We start from the raw sequence: 17173 nt of genomic DNA, 5'->3' as shown, positions 1-17173 counted from the left end.
GCCTCAGCCAGGGATGCCGGTCGGAGATCTCAATCGGCGCGGATGTCGTTGAGCTTCCAGGTGTGGTCGAAGTACGGCTCCAGGGGGCCGTAGAGGCGGAAGTAGCAGAACCAGTGGCGGCCGGGGACGGTCTGTACCCAGTTGGATTCGCGGCCGGCCGGGGCCTCCGGTCCGAAGTGCAGGTCGACCGATCCGTCCTCGTTGTACTCGAGCTCGGGGTCGCGCGATCCGCGGTCGCCGCGCTCCTGTGGGTTGTCGATCAGACAGCGGGTGTCGGCGGAGTAGACCGTCGCCGACCAGAACAGCTTCGCGGGCGGGTCGGCGGGCACGCGGAGGGTGTACCGGCGGGCGCCGTCGAGCCAGCGGCCGTTCGCGTCGGTGTAGGTGCCCAGGTAGGCCTGGCCGAGCCCAGGGGTCCGGCTCTTCATGGCCGCGGAGAAGCTGACCGCCTCGTAGAACCAGGCCGTCCGCTCCAGCAGCTGGTCGTAGCCGGCGGCGCGTTGGTCGGAGCGGTCGAGCATGAGGACGAGGTCCCACTGCCGGTCGGGCCAATGGAGGGAGCCGGGGAACCGCTTGGCGAACGCGTTCGCCTGCGCCATCAGCTCGCCGGCCGCCGCAGCCTCGGTGAGAATGCGTGTCATCCGCTCGTCCGGGGTGAAGAGCTTGTCCTGCTCGATGCCCAGCTGCCGGAGCATGGCGAGGAAGAAGCGGTCGCGTTCGTCGACGATCTCGGACTGGTAGATCTCGTGCAGCCGCTCCCAGTACTCCAGCCTCCTCGGCTGGACACCGGACCACGTCCGGCCGGCAGGCGAGAGCACTCTGGTCGGCGGGGGCGCGTCGCGGTGCGCGTAGGGGTAGAGCCCTACGGCGTCCACCAGCTGCTGGGCCTGCGCGGCGTCGGTCCCCAGGGTGCGGAAGCCGAACATCACGTTCATGCCCGTCGCGGTGAGGACGTGGTAGCCGTCGGCGTCGTCGGGCACCTCCTGGCCCGGGGGGACGATGAGATAGCGCCCGCCCTCGCCCTGGTCGGGGCCCATCTCACCCATCGCGCCGATCTCGCGCTGCCAGAAGTCGGACACGCCGCCCGCCGTGGGCCCGGCCGGCAGGTCCACCACGAGCGGTCCGGTGATGCCGAGGTCGATGAAGCCGAGGACGTAGGGAGTGGTGGCGTTGGCGGTCAGCAGGCCCAGCCGGTCGCGATAGCTCTCGTAGTGGACCAGATCGCTGGGTCCCGCCCCGAACTCGTCGGTGTGCACCCGCTGCCACTGCGCGTACGAGACCAGGGGCAGCGCCCACAGATACGCCTGGGTGGCCATCTGGTGGTCGAGCTCGTCGAAGACGATGCCGAGGTCTTCGCGGCGCGGGAGCTCACCGTCCATGACTACGGAGCCGAGCCGTCCTGGGTGGGCCGCAGGCGTGTCCATGGACCGAGCCTAGGGGCGGAATCCGCAGGTCGCAGCCGGAGCCCGCGCCACCCCGGCGCGCCGGAACGGCCCGGTCCCGATCCCGATCCCGGTCCCGGTCCCGGTCCCGATCCCGGTCACGCCGTCGCGTGACCGTGACCGTGACCAGGACCGGTGTGCCGTCAGAAGCCCGTGGTCCGGGCGAGGGTGGTCCGGAAAGCGGTGGCGGGTGATGCGGTGGTCGGGGAGGTGGCGGAAGAGGACGGGCAGAACTCCGGCACCACGGGAGCGACCGGGCTCTCGACCCAGTCCGCGTTGACGTTGGAGGACAGGCTGTGCCGCCCGTCGCGGGTGGTGGCTGCGGACGAGGAGGAACCGAAGATCCCGCCGTCATGGCCCCAGACGGTCACCCCGCAGGGCAGCCGTACGGACATCATGGCCAGGCCGTACCGGAGATCGGGGGTGTCCGGGCCGGTCGACACCGTGGTGAGCATCTCGTCGAGCTGGTGGGCGGGGAGCAGCCGGCCGCGCAGAAGAGCGCTGAAGAAGCGGTTCAGGTCCGCGGTCGTGGAGATCATCTCGCCCGCAGAGCCGGCCAGCGACGGATTGAACTCGGTGACGTCGTAGAGCCGGTCGGGTGTCTGGGCGAAGAGCACGGAGTAGGCGCGGCCGTGGCGTCCGGGAATCGTGGGCGAGGTGCCGGGAACGCTGGTCGAGCGCAGTCCCAGCGGCCGCAGGATCCGCCGTTCGATCTCCTGGGCGTAGGAATGGCCGGTCACCTTCTGCACCACCATGCCGGCGACTATGTAGTTGGTGTTGGAGTAGCTCCAGGACGTGCCCGGTGCGAAGTTCGGCGGATGGGCGAGGGCGATCGCGACGATCTGCTGCGGCCGGTATGTCTCATAGCGGTGGTCGAGGAATCCCTGACCGCCCATCCGGGTCCGGACCGCGGAGTCTTCCGTGTAGTTGAAGAGACCGCTGGTGTGGTTGAGCACCTGACGGAGCGTGATGTGCCGGCCGTCGTTGCCGTTCCCCTGGACCACGCCCGGCAGCAGCCGGTCCATCGTGTCGTCCAGGCTCAGCTTCTTCTCGGCTTCCAGCTGCAGCAGCACCGTCGCGACGAACGATTTGGTGATGCTGCCGATCCGGAACTCGTCACCGGGGCGGAACGGACGCCCGGACGACAGATCCGCGGTGCCCGCAGCACCGAACCAGGTGTCCCCGCCCACCTGCGCCTGAGCCTGTACACCGGGAGCGCCCGCCGCGACGGTGCCGTCGAGGGCGGCCTGGGTGGCGGCATGCCCGGTATGGAGCCCCGGCGCCGAGTGCGGTGCGGGGGAGGGCGCGGCCGTGGCGGCGGTCGCGGGCCCGGCCAACAGGGTCGCGCCCGCCGCGAGCGCGGCCGTCAGGCCCAGTACGCCCCGGCCGAAGTGGAGTTTCGACATGGAGTTCCTCTCCATCGGTACGGAATCAGTTGCAGTGCGCGGCTTGTGTGCCGCGTGGGGCAGGACGCCGTCGATGGCTCCACTCGTTGACAGACCCCGAATGTCACCGGCAGGATTCGGCCAACCGGTTGGCGAGGACATTTCGGCGCGCGATCCGCGGGATTAATGCGTGCCTGCGCCGTGACGTGTATCCGCAGCACGGGTTACGGGCCAGACGTCGAAATTACGCGTGTCGCCTCGCTACCGTTGTTCCACAGGCCCGGCAGGCCGCCACCCCCGTGCGAACCTGCCGGGCCTGCTGCTGTCCCAGGGCGCGCCGCCCTCAGCGCCGGACGAGCCCGGAGAACAGGCTCGGAGAACGGGCCGGGAGTGCGGGCCCGGAGAACCAGCCCGGACAGCGGGCCCGGGTCCCTGCCGCTGCCGCTGGATGCCGGGAATCAGACCAGGTGCAGATCGACGAAGCACCAGCTCCAGCTCTCGCCCGGCTCGAAGCTCCGCATCACCGGATGCCCGGTCTCCTCGAAATGCCCCGTGGCATGCCGGTACGGCGACGAGTCGCAGCAGCCGACATGGCCACAGACGAGACATAGCCTGAGCTGCACCGGATGGCTGCCCACGGCCAGGCACTCCAGGCAGGTGTCGCTCAGCGGAGCCGGCTCGAGGCGCGGCAGGTCGGGAACATGCGGGCACTCGCTCATGATTGCCAGGTTAGAGCGAGTGAAGAGCATTCGAAGAACGCGAACGAGATGGGAACGGGCCGAAGCTGATGGATGCCATGCCACTGCTGATGTTGATCGCGTGCAGTGCGGTGATCGCGGCCGCGGCCCGCCGCACGCCCGTGCCCGCGCCGCTGCTGCTGGTCGCCGCCGGGCTGCTCGCGTCCTATGTGCCGGGCATCCCCGACTACACCCTCGACCCGGAGATCGTGCTGCCGCTGCTGCTGCCGCCGCTCCTGCACACGGCCGCCCTCGACAGCTCCTACCTCGATCTGCGGGCCAACGCGCGGCCGGTCGCGCTGCTCTCCGTCGGCTATGTGCTGTTCGCGACGATCGCCGTCGGATACGTCGCCTATCTGGTGGTGCCCGACCTGCCGCTGACCGCCGCCCTGGTGCTGGGCGCCGTGATCGCCCCGCCCGACGCGGTCGCCGCCACCGCCATCGCGCGGCGCCTCAAGCTGCCCAACCGGATCACCACGATCCTGCAGGGCGAGTCACTGGTGAACGACGCGACCGCGATCACCGCGTACAAGGTCGCCCTGGCCGCCGTCGTGGGGGAGGGAGCCACCTGGGGCGAGGGCATCAGGGAATTCGGCGTCGCCGCGGCCGGCGGTGTCGTCGTCGGCCTCATCCTTATGGTGCCGCTGCACTGGCTGCGCACCCATCTGAAGGAGCCGCTGCTCCAGAACACCCTGTCGCTGCTCATCCCGTTCGTGGCCTACGCGGCGGCCGAACGCGTCGGGGCTTCGGGGGTGCTCGCCGTCGTGGTCGTCGGGCTCTACCTGGGACACCGCTCCTGGCAGGTCGACTTCGCGACGAGGCTCCAGGAGGCGGCGGTGTGGAAGATGGTCGGCTTCATCCTGGAGTCGACGGTCTTCGCCCTCATCGGGCTGCAGTTGCGCGTGGTGCTCGGGGGGCTCGGCGAATACGGGGTGGGGGAGGCCATCTGGTACGCGTTCGCGGTCTTCGTCGTCGTGGTGGCCGCCCGCTTCGCCTGGGTCTTCCCCGCGACGTTCCTGCCTCGCAAGCTCTCGTCCCGCATCCGGGAGCGCGAAGCGGACACGAACTGGACCGGGCCCGTCATCGTCGGCTGGGCCGGGATGCGCGGCGTCGTCTCGCTCGCCATCGCCTTCTCGATCCCGCTGACGATGGACAACGGCGAGGCCTTCCCCGCCCGCAACCTGGTGCTCTTCCTGACGTTCACCACCGTGATCGCCACCCTCGTCGTGCAGGGCCTCACCCTGCCGCCGCTGATCCGCTGGCTGAAGATCCCGTCCCCCGACGTACGCGCCGAGACGCTCGCCGAGGCGCAGGCCCAGAGCGAGGCCTCGGCCGCCGCGGAACGCCTGCTCAACGAACTGCTCGCCGAGGGGCGGAACGACCTGCCGCAGCCGCTCGCCGACCGGCTGCGCACCGTCATGGACCGGCGGCGCAACGCCGTGTGGGAGCGGCTGGGAGCGGTCAACGAGACCACCGGGGAGTCCGCGGACGACACCTACCGGCGGCTCGCCCGGCAGATGATCGGGGCCGAACGCGAGGTGTTCGTGGAACTGCGCGACGCCCGGCGCATCGATGACGAGATGCTCCGGACGCTGCTGCGCCGACTGGACCTGGAGGAGGCCGCCGCCTACCGCGAGGAGACGGGCTGACGGCGGCCGGGGGGCGGCGAGTGCTGCGGGTGCTGGGGTGCCGCGCAGGTCAGCGGCGTGCGCGCGAGTCGCCGAAGAAGATCCGGTAGAGGATCAGCAGGACCAGCGAGCCACCGATGGCCGCACCCCACGTGGCCAGGTCGAAGAACTGGTGCCCGACGGGCTTGTCGAGGAGGCGGGCGGAGAGCCAGCCACCGACGAACGCGCCCGCGATACCGATCAGCGTGGTGATGATGATGCCGCCGGGATCACGTCCGGGCAGCAGGACCTTGGCGATGACCCCGGCGATGAGTCCGAGGACGATCCAGGCGAGAATGCCCATGGTGCGTTCCTTCCTTTCGACGTACCACTTCCGCGGGGCCGACCCACTCCCCTCCCCGCACTGAAAGGGACGCAGCCCAGGTGCGAGGGGTTCCCGGGTGCCACTTCGGACAACGGTCTTCCCTGATGCGTTCCGCCTGCCCCGATCGCGGGGCAACATGTTCGAGTGTTGATACGCAGACGGACTCCCGCCCCGCCACCGGCTCCCGACGACCCCGTACTGGCCTACGCCCTCACGGACTTGGACTGGTACGCGCGCACTCGTGACGGCGCCCGCAGATGGCACTGGACCACCGAACTGGGCGCGCTGTCGGCGGGCTCCGCCACGGTGGTCGCGGCCGGAATCCAGGCACCCGCCGCCGTCACGGCGACCGTGGCGGGAATCGCCGTCTTCATCGGCGGGTTCCGCCAGGTCTTCAACCACACCGAGCGCTACGTGCTGGCCGCGGAGTCCTGGTCGCGGCTGCGCCCCGCCGTCGAGCGGTACCGGCTGCTGCCGGAGGACGAACGGGACGCCGACGCCCGCCGGGTGCTGGTGGAGGCGATCGAGGCCGTCTCGGCCGCGGAGATCCAGAGCTGGGCCGTCCACCGGCGTGGAGCGCGGTCGGGTTCGGACGCGGGCCCGGGAATCGTGTGAGGCCGGGTGGCGTGATCCCGGCCCGCCGGAACGGTGGTTGACGTGCGTCGGAGGCACTGAACACCCGCGGGAACGGCCCTCGCAGGGCAGCCCGGAGCCGGTGTTAGAGTCGGCCCCGGCCGATGGGGGCGCAGTGGCGGAGGAAGCCGGCGAGAGCCGTGCGGGGGAGCGGGATCCGGCTGTACTGGCCCTGCTGGTGGCGGGCGCGCAGCGCGGCGACCGGCTGGCGATGGACGAACTGCTCACCGTCCTCACCCCGTACGTCGGCCGGATCTGCGGCCCGGTGGCCCTGGAGGACGGGGACGACGCGGCGCAGGAGGCGCTGATCGCGGTCTTCCGTCACATCCGGCAGTTGAAGGAGCCCGCGGCGCTCTTCGGCTGGGTACGGGTGATCGCCGTCCGTGAAGCCGTCCGCCTCGCCGGACAGCGGCAGCGGACGGTGCCGGCGGAACTGTCAGAACTGCCCGCGCGGGGCGACCCGGAACTCGCCCAGGACATCGGGGATGTGCTGCGCAGACTCTCGCCCGAGCAACGCGCCGTCCTGATGCTCCGTCACGTCGAGGGGCTGGACGAGCAGGAAGTGGCGCGGGTGCTCGCGGTACCGCTGGGGACCGTCAGATCCCGGCTGTTCCGTGCCAGAAGGTCATTCCGGGGCGCCTGGGGCGGCGCCGGGAAGTGACCGTGCGTCGATCCGCCCCTGCAGTGCGGCCATCAGGGCGGCGCCGCGCGCCCGCGCCCCGGGCCGGCGCAGCCACTGGAGTGCGGCGCCGGCTGGGGAGCGGTAAGCGCTGAAGAAGGCGAACCGGGTGCCCGTCCCCTCGGGCACCGCGGCCATGCCACCGGCCAGCAGCCGGCTCTGCATCAGACACCAGCCCGGCCGCAGCACGACCTCGAACCGCTCCCGGTGGCCCAGAACGCTCACCGCCCGGAAGGACAGCCGGTCGTCGGACGGTCGGTCGTCGGCTGCCCGTCGGTCGTCGTCGGCCCGCCGATCCGCAGTCCGCCGGTCCGCTGCCCGTTCGGCGGTGAACGAGCGCAGCCCAGGGATGAGGTGCGGCAGTTCGCCCTCGAGGTCGGCTGCCACCGCCCACACCTGGTCCGGGGCGGCGTCGAAGTGGTGCTCGACGTAAAAGGCGTGTTTCGAGGCCCCCGCGACCACCTTCAGACGCCGCAGCGGATCCAGACCGGCCTGCGGCCAGCCGGCGTCGTCGCTCATCGGGCATCGCCCATCGGATCGGCTCCCCTTCGCACGGTCTGCGGGAGAGCGTCGCATCAACTCAGCTCGCGAACAAACGCCTGGCCGCCGCCACGACCAGCTCGGGCCGCTCGTGCTGCGGGCAGTGCCCGCACCCTGGGAGCACCTCGACGGCCAGTGCGTCGGCGAAGAGCTCACCGCCCGCCAGCAGCCCCGGCGGGATGACCACGTCGCGCTCTCCCGCCAGGATCACGGTCGGGACCGTCAGCCGCAGGGAATGGAACTCCTTGCGGCGCAGGGCCGCGATGTCGTGCGCCACGAACGCGCGGTGGATCCCCTCACCGGCTCGCGCGCTGTGCGGTTGCCGGGCCGCGGTGGCGAACTCCTCGATCTCGCCCGCGCGCCAGGCCGCGCGGTCGGCCACCCCGCGCCGCAACAAGTAGCGGGTGAAGGCGGGCCAGCGCCGCAGGACCTGACGGCCGAGCGGTGGCCACTCCAGCAGCACGGTGTACCAGAAGCGCCAGGCGTGCCGGAGGGTGTTCCGGCGGGTCGGCCAGGGGTGGACCATGTTCAGCGCCAGGAAGTGGCTGAAGCGTTCGGGAGACCGGGCGCACGCGAGGAACCCCGCCCAGGCGCCCCAGTCATGGGCGAGCAGCCGCACCCGCTCCAGCCCGAGCGCGTCCAGCACCGCGACGAGGTCCGCCGCCCGCCGGTCCGTGCCGTAGCCGCCGGATGACGCCTGCGACCAGCCGAAGCCGGGCATGTCCAGGCAGATCAGCCGGTACTCGCCGGCCAGTCCCGGCAGGAGGTGCCGCCAGGTGTACCAGTGCTGGGGGAAGCCATGGACGAGCAGCACCGGAGGTGCGCCCGGGTCGCCGGCCTCGGCGTAGTGCAACCGGACGCCGTCGACCGTGACGTGGTGATGGCGCACTCCCGGAACGGGAGGGTAGGGCCGGGGAGACGACGTCCCCCCGGCCGTCTCCTGCGGTGTCGCTGTTCCGGCCGTCCGCGGTGTGCGGGCTCCGGGTGTCCTCTGGACCGGCATGGGACCGCCTTCCGTGTGTTGTGCCTTTGTCCCTGTGCCGGTGGAGAGGGCGGCGGCGGTCCGTGCAATCCCCGGGCCGCCCGGATTTCCGTGTGCGGTGGGTCACACGCGGGGCGCCGGGTGGCGGCTGGAGGGGTGAGAAGGGAGGCGAACCCCTTCCAGCCGCCGGTCAGGGCGTCCCGTGGTTCGGCGTCGTGGTCAGCTCACGGCGCCCAGGGCGGGTCGACGGCCCAGGTGGTGTCCTCGGTGAAGGTGGCCGGGTTGTCCCAGGTGTGACCGCCGCCCGGAGTGGCCAGCCAGACCTCGGCGTTGATGTGCCGGATATAGCTCCCCGGGTAGTTGGCGGCCGAGAACCGGACGCCGCCGTTGCCCTGGACGGCGCAGAAGGTGGCGTCGGCCTTGAAGAGCGCCGATCCGTCGTCGGGATCCCGCCGGACCCGGAAGTTCTGGTGGCGGAGGAACTCGCCGGGGAAGTTGCGGGATTCGAAGGAGTAGCAGGCGCTGTTGGCGAGGCCGGTGACGATCTTCCACGTCGCGTCGCTCTTCAGCACCGCGCTGCTGTTGCCGTCGACGACCTCGGTGTAGGCCAGTGCGTTGGTGTGCCGCAGATACCGGTTGGTGAAGCCCGGTGTGGTGACCCGCAGGGACTTGTACTGGCCGACGGGGAGGACGACCGGTGGCGGCGGGTTGAGGGACGCGTTGATCAGAGCCTGGTTGGCGGCCTTCACCCGGGCCGCGTCGACCTTCATCACCTGGCGGTCGTAGGTGAGCAGGCCGTTGACCTCGTTCTCGACATCGGTGATCTCGGTGTAGACCGACGCGGAGAGGCCGGCGGGCAGCTGGTTGAGGCGGATGGCGTCCAGCAGCCCGGTGAACCGGTCGTTGAGGGCCGTCAGGGTCGGCTGGTCCTCGTAGCTGAAACCGCCACCCGGATACCACTCATGGCCCGCCACCTTGAAGCCGAGCCCGCCGTACTCACCCAGCACGGCGGCACGGGTGGGGCTGGGAGCGGTGTTCCCCGGCCCGACGTAGTTGTGGTTGTCGACGACGTCCCCGTTGCCGCCGTCGACGGAGCCGCAGCAGTTGACGCCGCTCATGTTGTCGACGAGGCGGGACGGGTCGTAGGCCTTGACGTCATTGGCGATACGGGCCTGGTCGTACTGGCCCCAGCCCTCGTTCTGGTCCACCCACTGGATCAGCGCGGGGGAGCTGCGGTGCTGGTCGATGACGGCGTGGAACTCGGTCTCCCACTGGGCACGCGCCGCGCTGTCCGGTGACTTGCCGGTGTCCATGGCGGGCATGTCCTGCCACACCAGCAGCCCGAGCCGGTCGGCCCAGTAGAACCAGCGCTGCGGTTCGACCTTGATGTGCTTGCGGACCATGTTGAAGCCCAGGTCCTTGTGCGCCTGCAGATCGGACCTGAGCGCGGCGTCGGTCGGCGCGGTGTAGATGCCGTCGGGCCAGAAACCCTGGTCGAGGGTGCCGCTCTGGAAGACGAACTTCCCGTTCAGGACGGGCCGCATGATGTTGTCGACCTTGGCGAGCGCGATCGAGCGCATCCCGGTGTAACTGCCGACCGAGTCGACGGTCGCGCCGCCGCTGGTGAGATCGGCGCGCACGTCGTACAGGAACGGATCGTCCGGGCTCCACCGATGCGCGTTGGGAACGGCGACGGAGAACTCGGTGCCGACGGGTCCGGTCGCGGTGCCGACCGTGCCGCCCGCGGCGGAGACGGTGACCCTGGCACTCTGGCCGCTGATGCCGTCGCCTCTGACGGTGACGCGCAGCGTGTTGTTCGCCAGGTTCGGAGTCATGTCCACGCGGGTGATGTGCGCGGCGGCGACGGGCTCCAGCCAGACGGTCTGCCAGATTCCGGAGGCCGCGGTGTAGAAGATCCCGCCGCCCGGGTGCGGGGCGACATCGTTGATCCGCTGTTTGCCGACGGCCTGGCCGCCGGTCTGGGTCGGGTCGTAGACGGAGACCACGACGGTGTTGGAACCGCCGGTCAGCAGCGAGGTGATGTCGTAGCTGAAGGCGTCGTAGCCGCCCTTGTGCACCGCCCCGGCCTGACGGCCGTTGACCCACACCGTCGTCTGCCAGTCGGAGGCGCCGAAGTTGAGCTGTACGCGGCGGCCGTTCCAGGTGGAGGGGACGGTGAACGTGCGCTTGTACCAGAGCTTGTCGTTCTGGGTGATCTTGCGCTGGATGCCCGAAAGTGCGGACTCGGCGACGAACGGGACGCGGATCTGCTCGCCGAACACTGCGGGCTGGCCGGCGTCACGGCCGGTGACGGCGAAATCCCAGATGCCGTTGAGATTGGCCCAGTCGGGCCGGGTGAGCTGGGGGCGGGGGTACTCGGGCAGCGGGTTGTCGACCGAAACCTGGTTCGTCCAGGGGGTGGTCATGGGGGAGGGCTTCGGCGACCAGGTGGCGGCACTGGCCGGCGCCGGACCGAGCGCGGCCAGCGCGCCGGTGGCGAGCGCCAGGACCGCGAACGCGGAGACGAGCCGGCGCCGCCAGGGCGGGTTCCCGGTGCCGGGTGGGCGTTTCATCAGAGCGGCTCCTTCGTGGGGGTGGGCCGTGCTGGGTCCGTCGGTGCCGTGCAAGTCCTTCTGTGGCAGGGGGTGTTGGAAGCAGTTCTTCTAACGTTGGAAATGCCATGTCCAGCGGAATGACAGCACGCCGCCAAGTCACTGTCCAGACCTCCGGCAGCAATCAGCCACTGCGGTACGGGGGTTGTGGGGGACCCGGCAAGGGTGCGGCACCGGCGCGGCCTGGAGTTTTACCGTCGGTACAGGGGCGGGATGGTCCGTCGTTGTCATTTAACGATGTAAAGCGCAACGCCACCCCGTCCGACCGGAACCGCGAGGGTCCGGTCGGACGGGGTGGCGTTGGTGGTGGCCGGGTGCGGGGAGATGCGTTGAGAACGCCGGGGGGGCCTGGAGGCACGCGGTGCGGTCCGGTCAGGTGTGCCGCACCGCGTACCGGTTTACGGCCGACCCAGGTTCCAGGTCAGGGCTGGACGGGCCCGTTCCGCCAGACCGTGGGCCTGGTCCGCCCACCAGACGCCGGCGGCCGGGTCGGTGATGCCGTACTCCGGATCGGTGGTTCCCGAAGTGCCGCGGGTGCAACTGCCGTCGGACTCCCCGGGGACCTTGATCCACAGGAACGCGTCGAGCAGCGGGACGCCGGTGTTGCTGGTCGGACGGGTGCCCAGTCCGCGTCCTGGAGGGTTGCACCAGGTCTGCGGGTCGCTGTAGTCGGCGGTCGGGGTCCACGGGCCCTGGCCGTTGCGGCTGCTGTCGATCACGAAGTGCGGGAGCACGGCCGCGGCGGGCACATGGCTCGCGTGCCAGGCGTCCGCGTCGGCGGCCGGCCAGTACTGGTTCGCGCAGTCGCCGCCCGTCGCACCGGGAACGTTGCGCAGGTACCAGGTGCACTGCGCGACCTGGGTGCCGTAACGGATCAGGTCCGCGTCGGTCTGGTAGTTGGAGACGTTCAGGAAGAAGCCCTGTGCCTGGGCGATACCGCCTTCGACCAGCAATCCGGCCATCACCCCCACGTTCTGCCAGGCGCTGTGCCCGGCGTCGAGATAGACGACCGCGCCGGACTGCCGCTCCAGTCGTTGGACGGCGGCACGGATCTCGGCGATGCGGTCCGTCTGCTGGGCGGCGGTGCCGCCGCAATAAGCCGGGCTCAGTGCCAGACCGTCCGGTTCCAGGATGACGACGGTGCGGTGGCTGCCGATGCCGCGGGCGAGAGCGTCGATCCACGCGGCGTACTCGGTGGAGTTCGACGCGCCGCCCGCCGAGTACTGCGAGCAGTCGCGGCCCGGCACGTTGTAGGCCACCGCCACCGGCACCTGGCCCTGCAACGCGGCCTTGGCCTGCAGCTTCGCCATGTCGGCGGTCGTCTGTTGGGGCGTGCTCGTGCCGTTGAACCACTGCGCGACCGGCCAGGAGGCCAGCTTCGCCATGGACAGGGCGCCGGCGTAGTCGTGCGCCCTGAGGTCGGCCACCGCCTGGTGCGCCGCCTTGCTGTCGAGGTCGGTGTAGAAGCGGGTGGCGGCCGGGACCGAGTGGTCGGCGGTCGTGGTGGTGGCGCCTGAGGCCGGAGTGGACAGGACACAGAGCGCGGTCGCTGTGGCGGCCGCCGTGGCGGTGAGGAACGTGGTCCAACGACGGATATATGGGAGCGCTCCCACATTTTTTCGGTTCATCGTGCCCACTTCTCTTCGATTCGCATCAGGAATGTTCGTTCAAGAAATGAACGCTGTTCGGCATCTTGACGCCGTCTGCAGGCGTCGCTTCTATGGCGCGGGGCCACTGTGGTCGTTCGTTGCTATGAAAACTGAAGGAATCGTGCCGCAGATCCCTTCTCCTGACCAGTCCCTTGACGCGGATTGCGGAGGTGAAGTTCCGAGATAAGTGGAAGCGCTCCCACACGTGAATGATCAGAGCCGCACCACCAGGGCCGCACCATCCCGAGCTGAAACCGTCAGAGCTGAACTGTCAGAAGAGCTGAATCGTCAGAGAGGACCAGGGACGTGTTCCATCTCTTGCGCCGACTGCGCACGGCCGGCACCGCCGTCGCGGTCATGGCCGCGCTGCTCATCCCGCTCGCCGGAACCCAGGGCGCGCAGGCCGCCGACACCGCCTTACCCACCCGTACCGAGCCCGCCGCACCCTCAGCCGCACCCGCAGCCGCCGTCGGAGCGGGCTACTGGCACACCAGCGGACGGCAGATCCTGGACGCGGCCAACCAGCCGGTCCGGATCGCCGGAGTGAACTGGTTCGGGTTCGAGACCGCCAACTACGTGCCGCACGGCCTCTGGTCGCGCGACTACAAGAGCATGATCGACCAGATGAAGTCGCTGGGCTACAACACGATCCGGCTGCCGTACAGCGACGACATCTTCAAAGGCACCGTCCCGAACGGCATCAACACCTCCGGCGGCATGAACGCGGATCTCCCGGGTCTGACGTCGCTCCAGGTGATGGACAAGATCGTCAACTATGCCGGGACGATCGGCCTCAAGGTCATCCTGGACCGGCACCGTCCCGACTCCAGCGCCCAGTCGGCGCTCTGGTACACCGGCGCGGTCCCCGAGTCGACCTGGATCGGCGACCTCACCGCCCTCGCGACCCGCTACCGGGGCAACCCCGCCGTCATAGGCATCGATCTGCACAACGAACCGCACGATCCGGCCTGTTGGGGCTGCGGCGACACCTCCGTCGACTGGCGGCTGGCGGCCGAGCGCGGCGGGAACGCGGTGCTCGCGGCCAACCCGTCCCTCCTCGTCTTCGTCGAGGGCATCCAGACCTACAACGGCGACTCGTACTGGTGGGGCGGCAACCTGCAGGGCGCCGGCCAGAACCCGGTCCGGCTGAACGTCGCCAACCGGCTCGTGTACTCCGCGCACGACTACGCGACCAGCGTCTTCGCCCAGACCTGGTTCAGCGACCCCACCTTCCCCAACAACATGGCGGGCATCTGGAACAAGAACTGGGGCTATCTCTTCCAGCAGAACACCGCCCCGGTCTGGCTGGGGGAGTTCGGCACCACCCTGCAGTCCTCCGTGGACCAGACCTGGCTCAGGACGCTGGTGCAGTATCTGCGGCCCACGGCCCAGTACGGGGGCGACGCCTTCCAGTGGACGTTCTGGTCCTGGAACCCCAACTCCGGTGACACCGGCGGGATCCTCAACGACGACTGGACCAGCGTCAACACCGCCAAGGACGCCTATCTGAGCAGCATCAAGGCGCCCTCCTTCGGCTCCGGCGGCGGAGGCGGCGACACCCAGCCGCCGAGTGCTCCCGCGAACGTCGCGGTCACCGGAACCACCAGCAGCACCGCTTCCCTCTCCTGGGGCGCGGCCACCGACAACGTGGGCGTCACCGGCTACGACGTCTACCGTGGCGGCGCGCTGGCCGGCAGCAGTACCGGGACCACCTACACCGACACGGGTCTGACCCCGTCGACCGCGTACGTCTACACCGTCAAGGCCCATGACGCGGCCGGGAACGCCTCGCCCGCGTCCGGTGCCGTCACCGCCACCACGGCCTCCGGCGGAGGTGGCGGGGGGTCCGGGTGCGTGGCGGGCTGGCATGTCGACAGCCAGTGGACCCCGGGCTTCAACGCCACCGTCACCGTCACCAATTCGGGGACAGCGCCGAGTAGGTCCTGGACGGTCAACTGGACCTGGCCCGACGGGCAGCACGTGTCCAGCTTCTGGAACGCGGCCGTCCAGCAGTCCGGTACGGGGGTGAGTGCCGCGAACCTCGCGTACAACGGCGTGATCGCTCCCGGCGCGTCGACCTCCTTCGGAATCCAGGGCACCTGGAGCGGCACCAACACGTCGCCCACGCTGACCTGTACCGCGTCCTGACCGGTTCAGCGCTCCTGACCGGCTTCCGTGGGGCGGCACACCGCCGCCCCACGGGACCACCGACGCACGCTCAGAGCAGGTGGGGGAAGCGGAATTCGGTGCGGCTGCGGAAAGCGGAGCCGGGACGCAGCACGGTCGTGGGGTAGGAAGGCCGGTTCGGTGAGTCGGGGAAGTGCTGGGTCTCCAGGCAGACGGCTCCGTGCCGCTCATGGCGGTTGCCTTCGGCGTCGGTGAGCGAGCCGTCGAGGTGGTTGGACGTATAGACCTGGAGGCCGGGCTCGGTCGTCCAGACCTGGAGTTCCCGGCCGGACGCGGGATCGCGCAGCAGGGCGGCGGCCCGCAGACCGTCAGGACCCTCCGGCGGGCGCAGGACCCAGCAATGGTCGTATCCGTTGGCGTCCTTCAGCTGCGGATGGTCCGTCGCCAGGCCGTCGCCCAGCCGCCGAGGTGCGGTGAAGTCGAAGGGCGTGCCGGCCACTTCCCGGGCCGGGCCGAGCGGGATCGCGTCCGCCGACACCGGGAGATAGCTGTCCGCGCCGACGCTCAGCCAGTGGTCCAGCACAGCGCCCGGCCCCGACCCAGCCCCTGCCCCCACCCCCGCTCCCGTTCCCGCCAGGTTGAAGTAGGCGTGGTGGGTGAGGTTGATGACCGTCGGCCGGTCGGTGACGGCTTCGAAGGTGACGGAGAGCGTGCCCCGGTCGTCGAGCGCGTACGTCGCCGTCACCGTCAGCTCACCGGGGAATCCCATGTCGCCGTCGGGGCTGCGCAGCGTCAGCCGTACGTCGGCGCCGTCGCCGACCGGTTCCGCCTGCCACACCCGGCTGTTGAAACCCTCGGGGCCGCCGTGCAGGGCGTGCCCGTGGTCGTTGGCCGGTATGTGGTGTTCCTGCCCGTCGAGGGTGAACCGGCCGCCCGCGATGCGGTTGGCGTAGCGCCCGACCAGGGCTCCGACATACGGGTTCGGTGCGGCGTAGCTCTCCAGGTCCGGCAGCGCCAGGACGACGGAACAGCTGTGGCCCGCGCGGTCCGGGACCGTGAGGGCGTGCAGGATGCCCCCGTAGGTGAGGACCTCGGCGGTGACTCCGGTCGCCGACCGCAGCGTCCAGCGGTCCACGGCCCGGCCGTCCGGGGTGACGCCGAACGGTTCACGGTGCGCTGCGGGTCGGGGCATGGTGAGTCCTCGGGAAGGGTGCGGTGCTGGACGGATACGCGGCGGTCGGTGCCCATGGAGGGCGGCCCGGATCAGCCCGGCCGGCGGGCGGTGGACTCCCTGGCCACCAGCGTGTAGCCGGGCTGGATCCGCTCCGGCACCAGGTGGGGGGCGCCCGCGAGCCGGGCCACCACCCGCTCGACCGCGAGCCGGGCGATGGCCTGCTTGTCGGGGGAGACCGTGGTGAGGGCGATGGTCGAGAACCGCCCCTCCTCGATGTCGTCGAAGCCGACCACGGCGACATCGTCCGGTACCCGCAGCCCGCGGTCGGTCAGCGCGCGCATCGCGCCGATCGCGATCAGGTCGTTGTACGCGAAGACGGCGTCGGGCCGCTCCCCGCGGTCCAGCAGGGCGTTCATGGCGGCGGCGCCGTCGACCCGGCCGTAGCCGTCGGTGGCGGCCACCAGCGAGTCGTCGCAGGGCAGTCCGGCGGCGGTCAGCTCCTCCCGCCAGCCGCGCAGCCGCAGATGGGCGGGTTGCCTGGCGCTCTCCCTGCGGGCGCCGAGGAACGCGATCCGGCGGTGCCCGAGCCCGGTGAGATGGCGTACGGCGGTGCGCGCGGCGGAGACGTTGTCGATGGCGATCTGGTCGTAGGGCGCGTCGTACTCGCGCTCACCGAGCAGCACCAGCGGGGCGTCATCGGTCCGGCCCAGCAGGTCGGCGGCCTCCAGCTCGATGGGGCTGAGGATGAGGCCGTCGATGACATGGGCGCGGAAGCCCTGGGAGACCAGGATCTCCTTCTGCCGTTCGCCCGCCGTGTGGTCGAGCAGGACGGTGTAGTCGTGCCGGGCGGCGGCGTCGACGACGGCGCCCGCGAGTTCCGCGAAGTACGGGTTGCCCAGTTCGGGGACGGCGAGCGCGATGATTCCGGTGCGGCCCTTGCGCAGATGCCGGGCGGTCAGGTTGGGGCGGTAGCCGAGCTCGTCGATGGCCCGTTGCACCTTCGCGCGCATTCCGGGAGTGACGTGCGGATAGTTGTTGACCACGTTCGAGACGGTCTTGATGGAAACGCCCGCCAGCTGCGCGACGTCCTTGAGGCTGGCGCCCACGAATGTCCTTCCTTCGGCCGAGCTGTCGAGATCCGGGCTGTTGGGGCCCGGCTGTTGAGACCCGGCGGTTTCCGGCCCCAGTGTGCTGCGTCCGGCTCCGCCCGGTCCACGACCG

Annotated in this window: 14 protein-coding genes; 4 read left to right on the top strand and 10 right to left on the bottom strand. The window is 70.4% G+C overall.

All coding sequences use genetic code 11. The features are described from left to right. Positions 1-29: 29 nt before the first annotated feature. The 3 genes from C6N31_RS13585 to C6N31_RS13575 all read right to left on the bottom strand — a co-directional run bounded on the left by C6N31_RS13585 (position 30) and on the right by C6N31_RS13575 (position 3546). Positions 30-1424: a DUF1254 domain-containing protein gene (locus C6N31_RS13585; protein ID WP_138354229.1), complete on the bottom strand. Its 1395-nt coding sequence runs from the start codon at positions 1422-1424 to the stop codon at positions 30-32. Positions 1425-1585: 161 nt separating this feature from the next. After that, complete coding sequence (locus C6N31_RS13580; protein WP_187145131.1) at positions 1586-2848, bottom strand: serine hydrolase domain-containing protein; 1263 nt, start codon at positions 2846-2848, stop codon at positions 1586-1588. 437 nt (positions 2849-3285) lie between these two features. Next, positions 3286-3546: a UBP-type zinc finger domain-containing protein gene (locus C6N31_RS13575; protein ID WP_138354227.1), complete on the bottom strand. Its 261-nt coding sequence runs from the start codon at positions 3544-3546 to the stop codon at positions 3286-3288. A gap of 68 nt (positions 3547-3614) precedes the next feature. Between C6N31_RS13575 and C6N31_RS13570 the strand changes: the two genes are divergently transcribed. After that, a complete protein-coding gene (locus tag C6N31_RS13570) occupies positions 3615-5213 on the top strand; it encodes a Na+/H+ antiporter (RefSeq protein WP_138354226.1) in 1599 nt (532 codons plus the stop codon). A gap of 49 nt (positions 5214-5262) precedes the next feature. On the opposite strand, the gene C6N31_RS13565 is transcribed toward C6N31_RS13570, so the two are convergent. Continuing rightward, complete coding sequence (locus C6N31_RS13565) at positions 5263-5535, bottom strand: GlsB/YeaQ/YmgE family stress response membrane protein (RefSeq protein WP_138354225.1); 273 nt, start codon at positions 5533-5535, stop codon at positions 5263-5265. Positions 5536-5700: 165 nt separating this feature from the next. Here C6N31_RS13565 and C6N31_RS13560 point away from each other — a divergent pair, with 165 nt between their 5' ends. Both C6N31_RS13560 and C6N31_RS13555 read left to right on the top strand, forming a co-directional pair. After that, a complete protein-coding gene (locus C6N31_RS13560; protein WP_244809593.1) occupies positions 5701-6171 on the top strand; it encodes an SLATT domain-containing protein in 471 nt (156 codons plus the stop codon). 133 nt (positions 6172-6304) lie between these two features. Further along, positions 6305-6850, top strand: a complete 546-nt coding sequence (locus C6N31_RS13555) for an RNA polymerase sigma factor (protein ID WP_438817418.1) — start codon at positions 6305-6307, stop codon at positions 6848-6850. On the opposite strand, the gene C6N31_RS13550 is transcribed toward C6N31_RS13555, so the two are convergent. The 4 genes from C6N31_RS13550 to C6N31_RS13535 form a co-directional block, all read right to left on the bottom strand. Next, a complete protein-coding gene (locus tag C6N31_RS13550) occupies positions 6815-7387 on the bottom strand; it encodes a hypothetical protein (RefSeq protein ID WP_138354223.1) in 573 nt (190 codons plus the stop codon). The genes C6N31_RS13555 and C6N31_RS13550 overlap by 36 nt on opposite strands. Before the next feature lie 61 nt (positions 7388-7448). Then, the gene (locus tag C6N31_RS13545) at positions 7449-8297 is read right to left on the bottom strand and encodes an alpha/beta fold hydrolase (protein ID WP_187145132.1); all 849 of its coding nucleotides are present in this window, start codon (positions 8295-8297) and stop codon (positions 7449-7451) included. A gap of 317 nt (positions 8298-8614) precedes the next feature. Next, positions 8615-10963 carry an AbfB domain-containing protein gene (locus tag C6N31_RS13540; protein ID WP_138354221.1) on the bottom strand — a complete coding sequence of 783 codons (2349 nt, stop codon included), beginning with the start codon at positions 10961-10963 and terminating at the stop codon, positions 8615-8617. Positions 10964-11400: 437 nt separating this feature from the next. Further along, entirely contained in the window at positions 11401-12630 is a 1230-nt protein-coding gene (locus tag C6N31_RS13535; RefSeq protein ID WP_138354220.1) for a glycoside hydrolase family 6 protein, read from the bottom strand. A gap of 378 nt (positions 12631-13008) precedes the next feature. Here C6N31_RS13535 and C6N31_RS13530 point away from each other — a divergent pair, with 378 nt between their 5' ends. Further along, positions 13009-14799, top strand: coding sequence for a cellulase family glycosylhydrolase (locus C6N31_RS13530; RefSeq protein WP_138354253.1), 1791 nt, complete (start codon positions 13009-13011; stop codon positions 14797-14799). Positions 14800-14869: 70 nt separating this feature from the next. Here C6N31_RS13530 and C6N31_RS13525 read toward each other — a convergent pair whose 3' ends face one another. Together C6N31_RS13525 and C6N31_RS13520 are read right to left on the bottom strand one after the other, a co-directional pair. After that, complete coding sequence (locus tag C6N31_RS13525) at positions 14870-15970, bottom strand: aldose epimerase family protein (protein WP_138354219.1); 1101 nt, start codon at positions 15968-15970, stop codon at positions 14870-14872. A gap of 71 nt (positions 15971-16041) precedes the next feature. Continuing rightward, the gene (locus tag C6N31_RS13520) at positions 16042-17058 is read right to left on the bottom strand and encodes a LacI family DNA-binding transcriptional regulator (protein WP_138354218.1); all 1017 of its coding nucleotides are present in this window, start codon (positions 17056-17058) and stop codon (positions 16042-16044) included. Positions 17059-17173 lie beyond the last annotated feature (115 nt).

It is taken from the genome of Streptomyces fildesensis, assembly GCF_016107395.1.
Taxonomy (GTDB): Bacteria; Actinomycetota; Actinomycetes; order Streptomycetales; family Streptomycetaceae; genus Actinacidiphila; species Actinacidiphila fildesensis.
The sequence above is the reverse complement of the archived record's forward strand: the minus strand, read 5'-3'. Positions and strand labels throughout refer to the sequence as shown.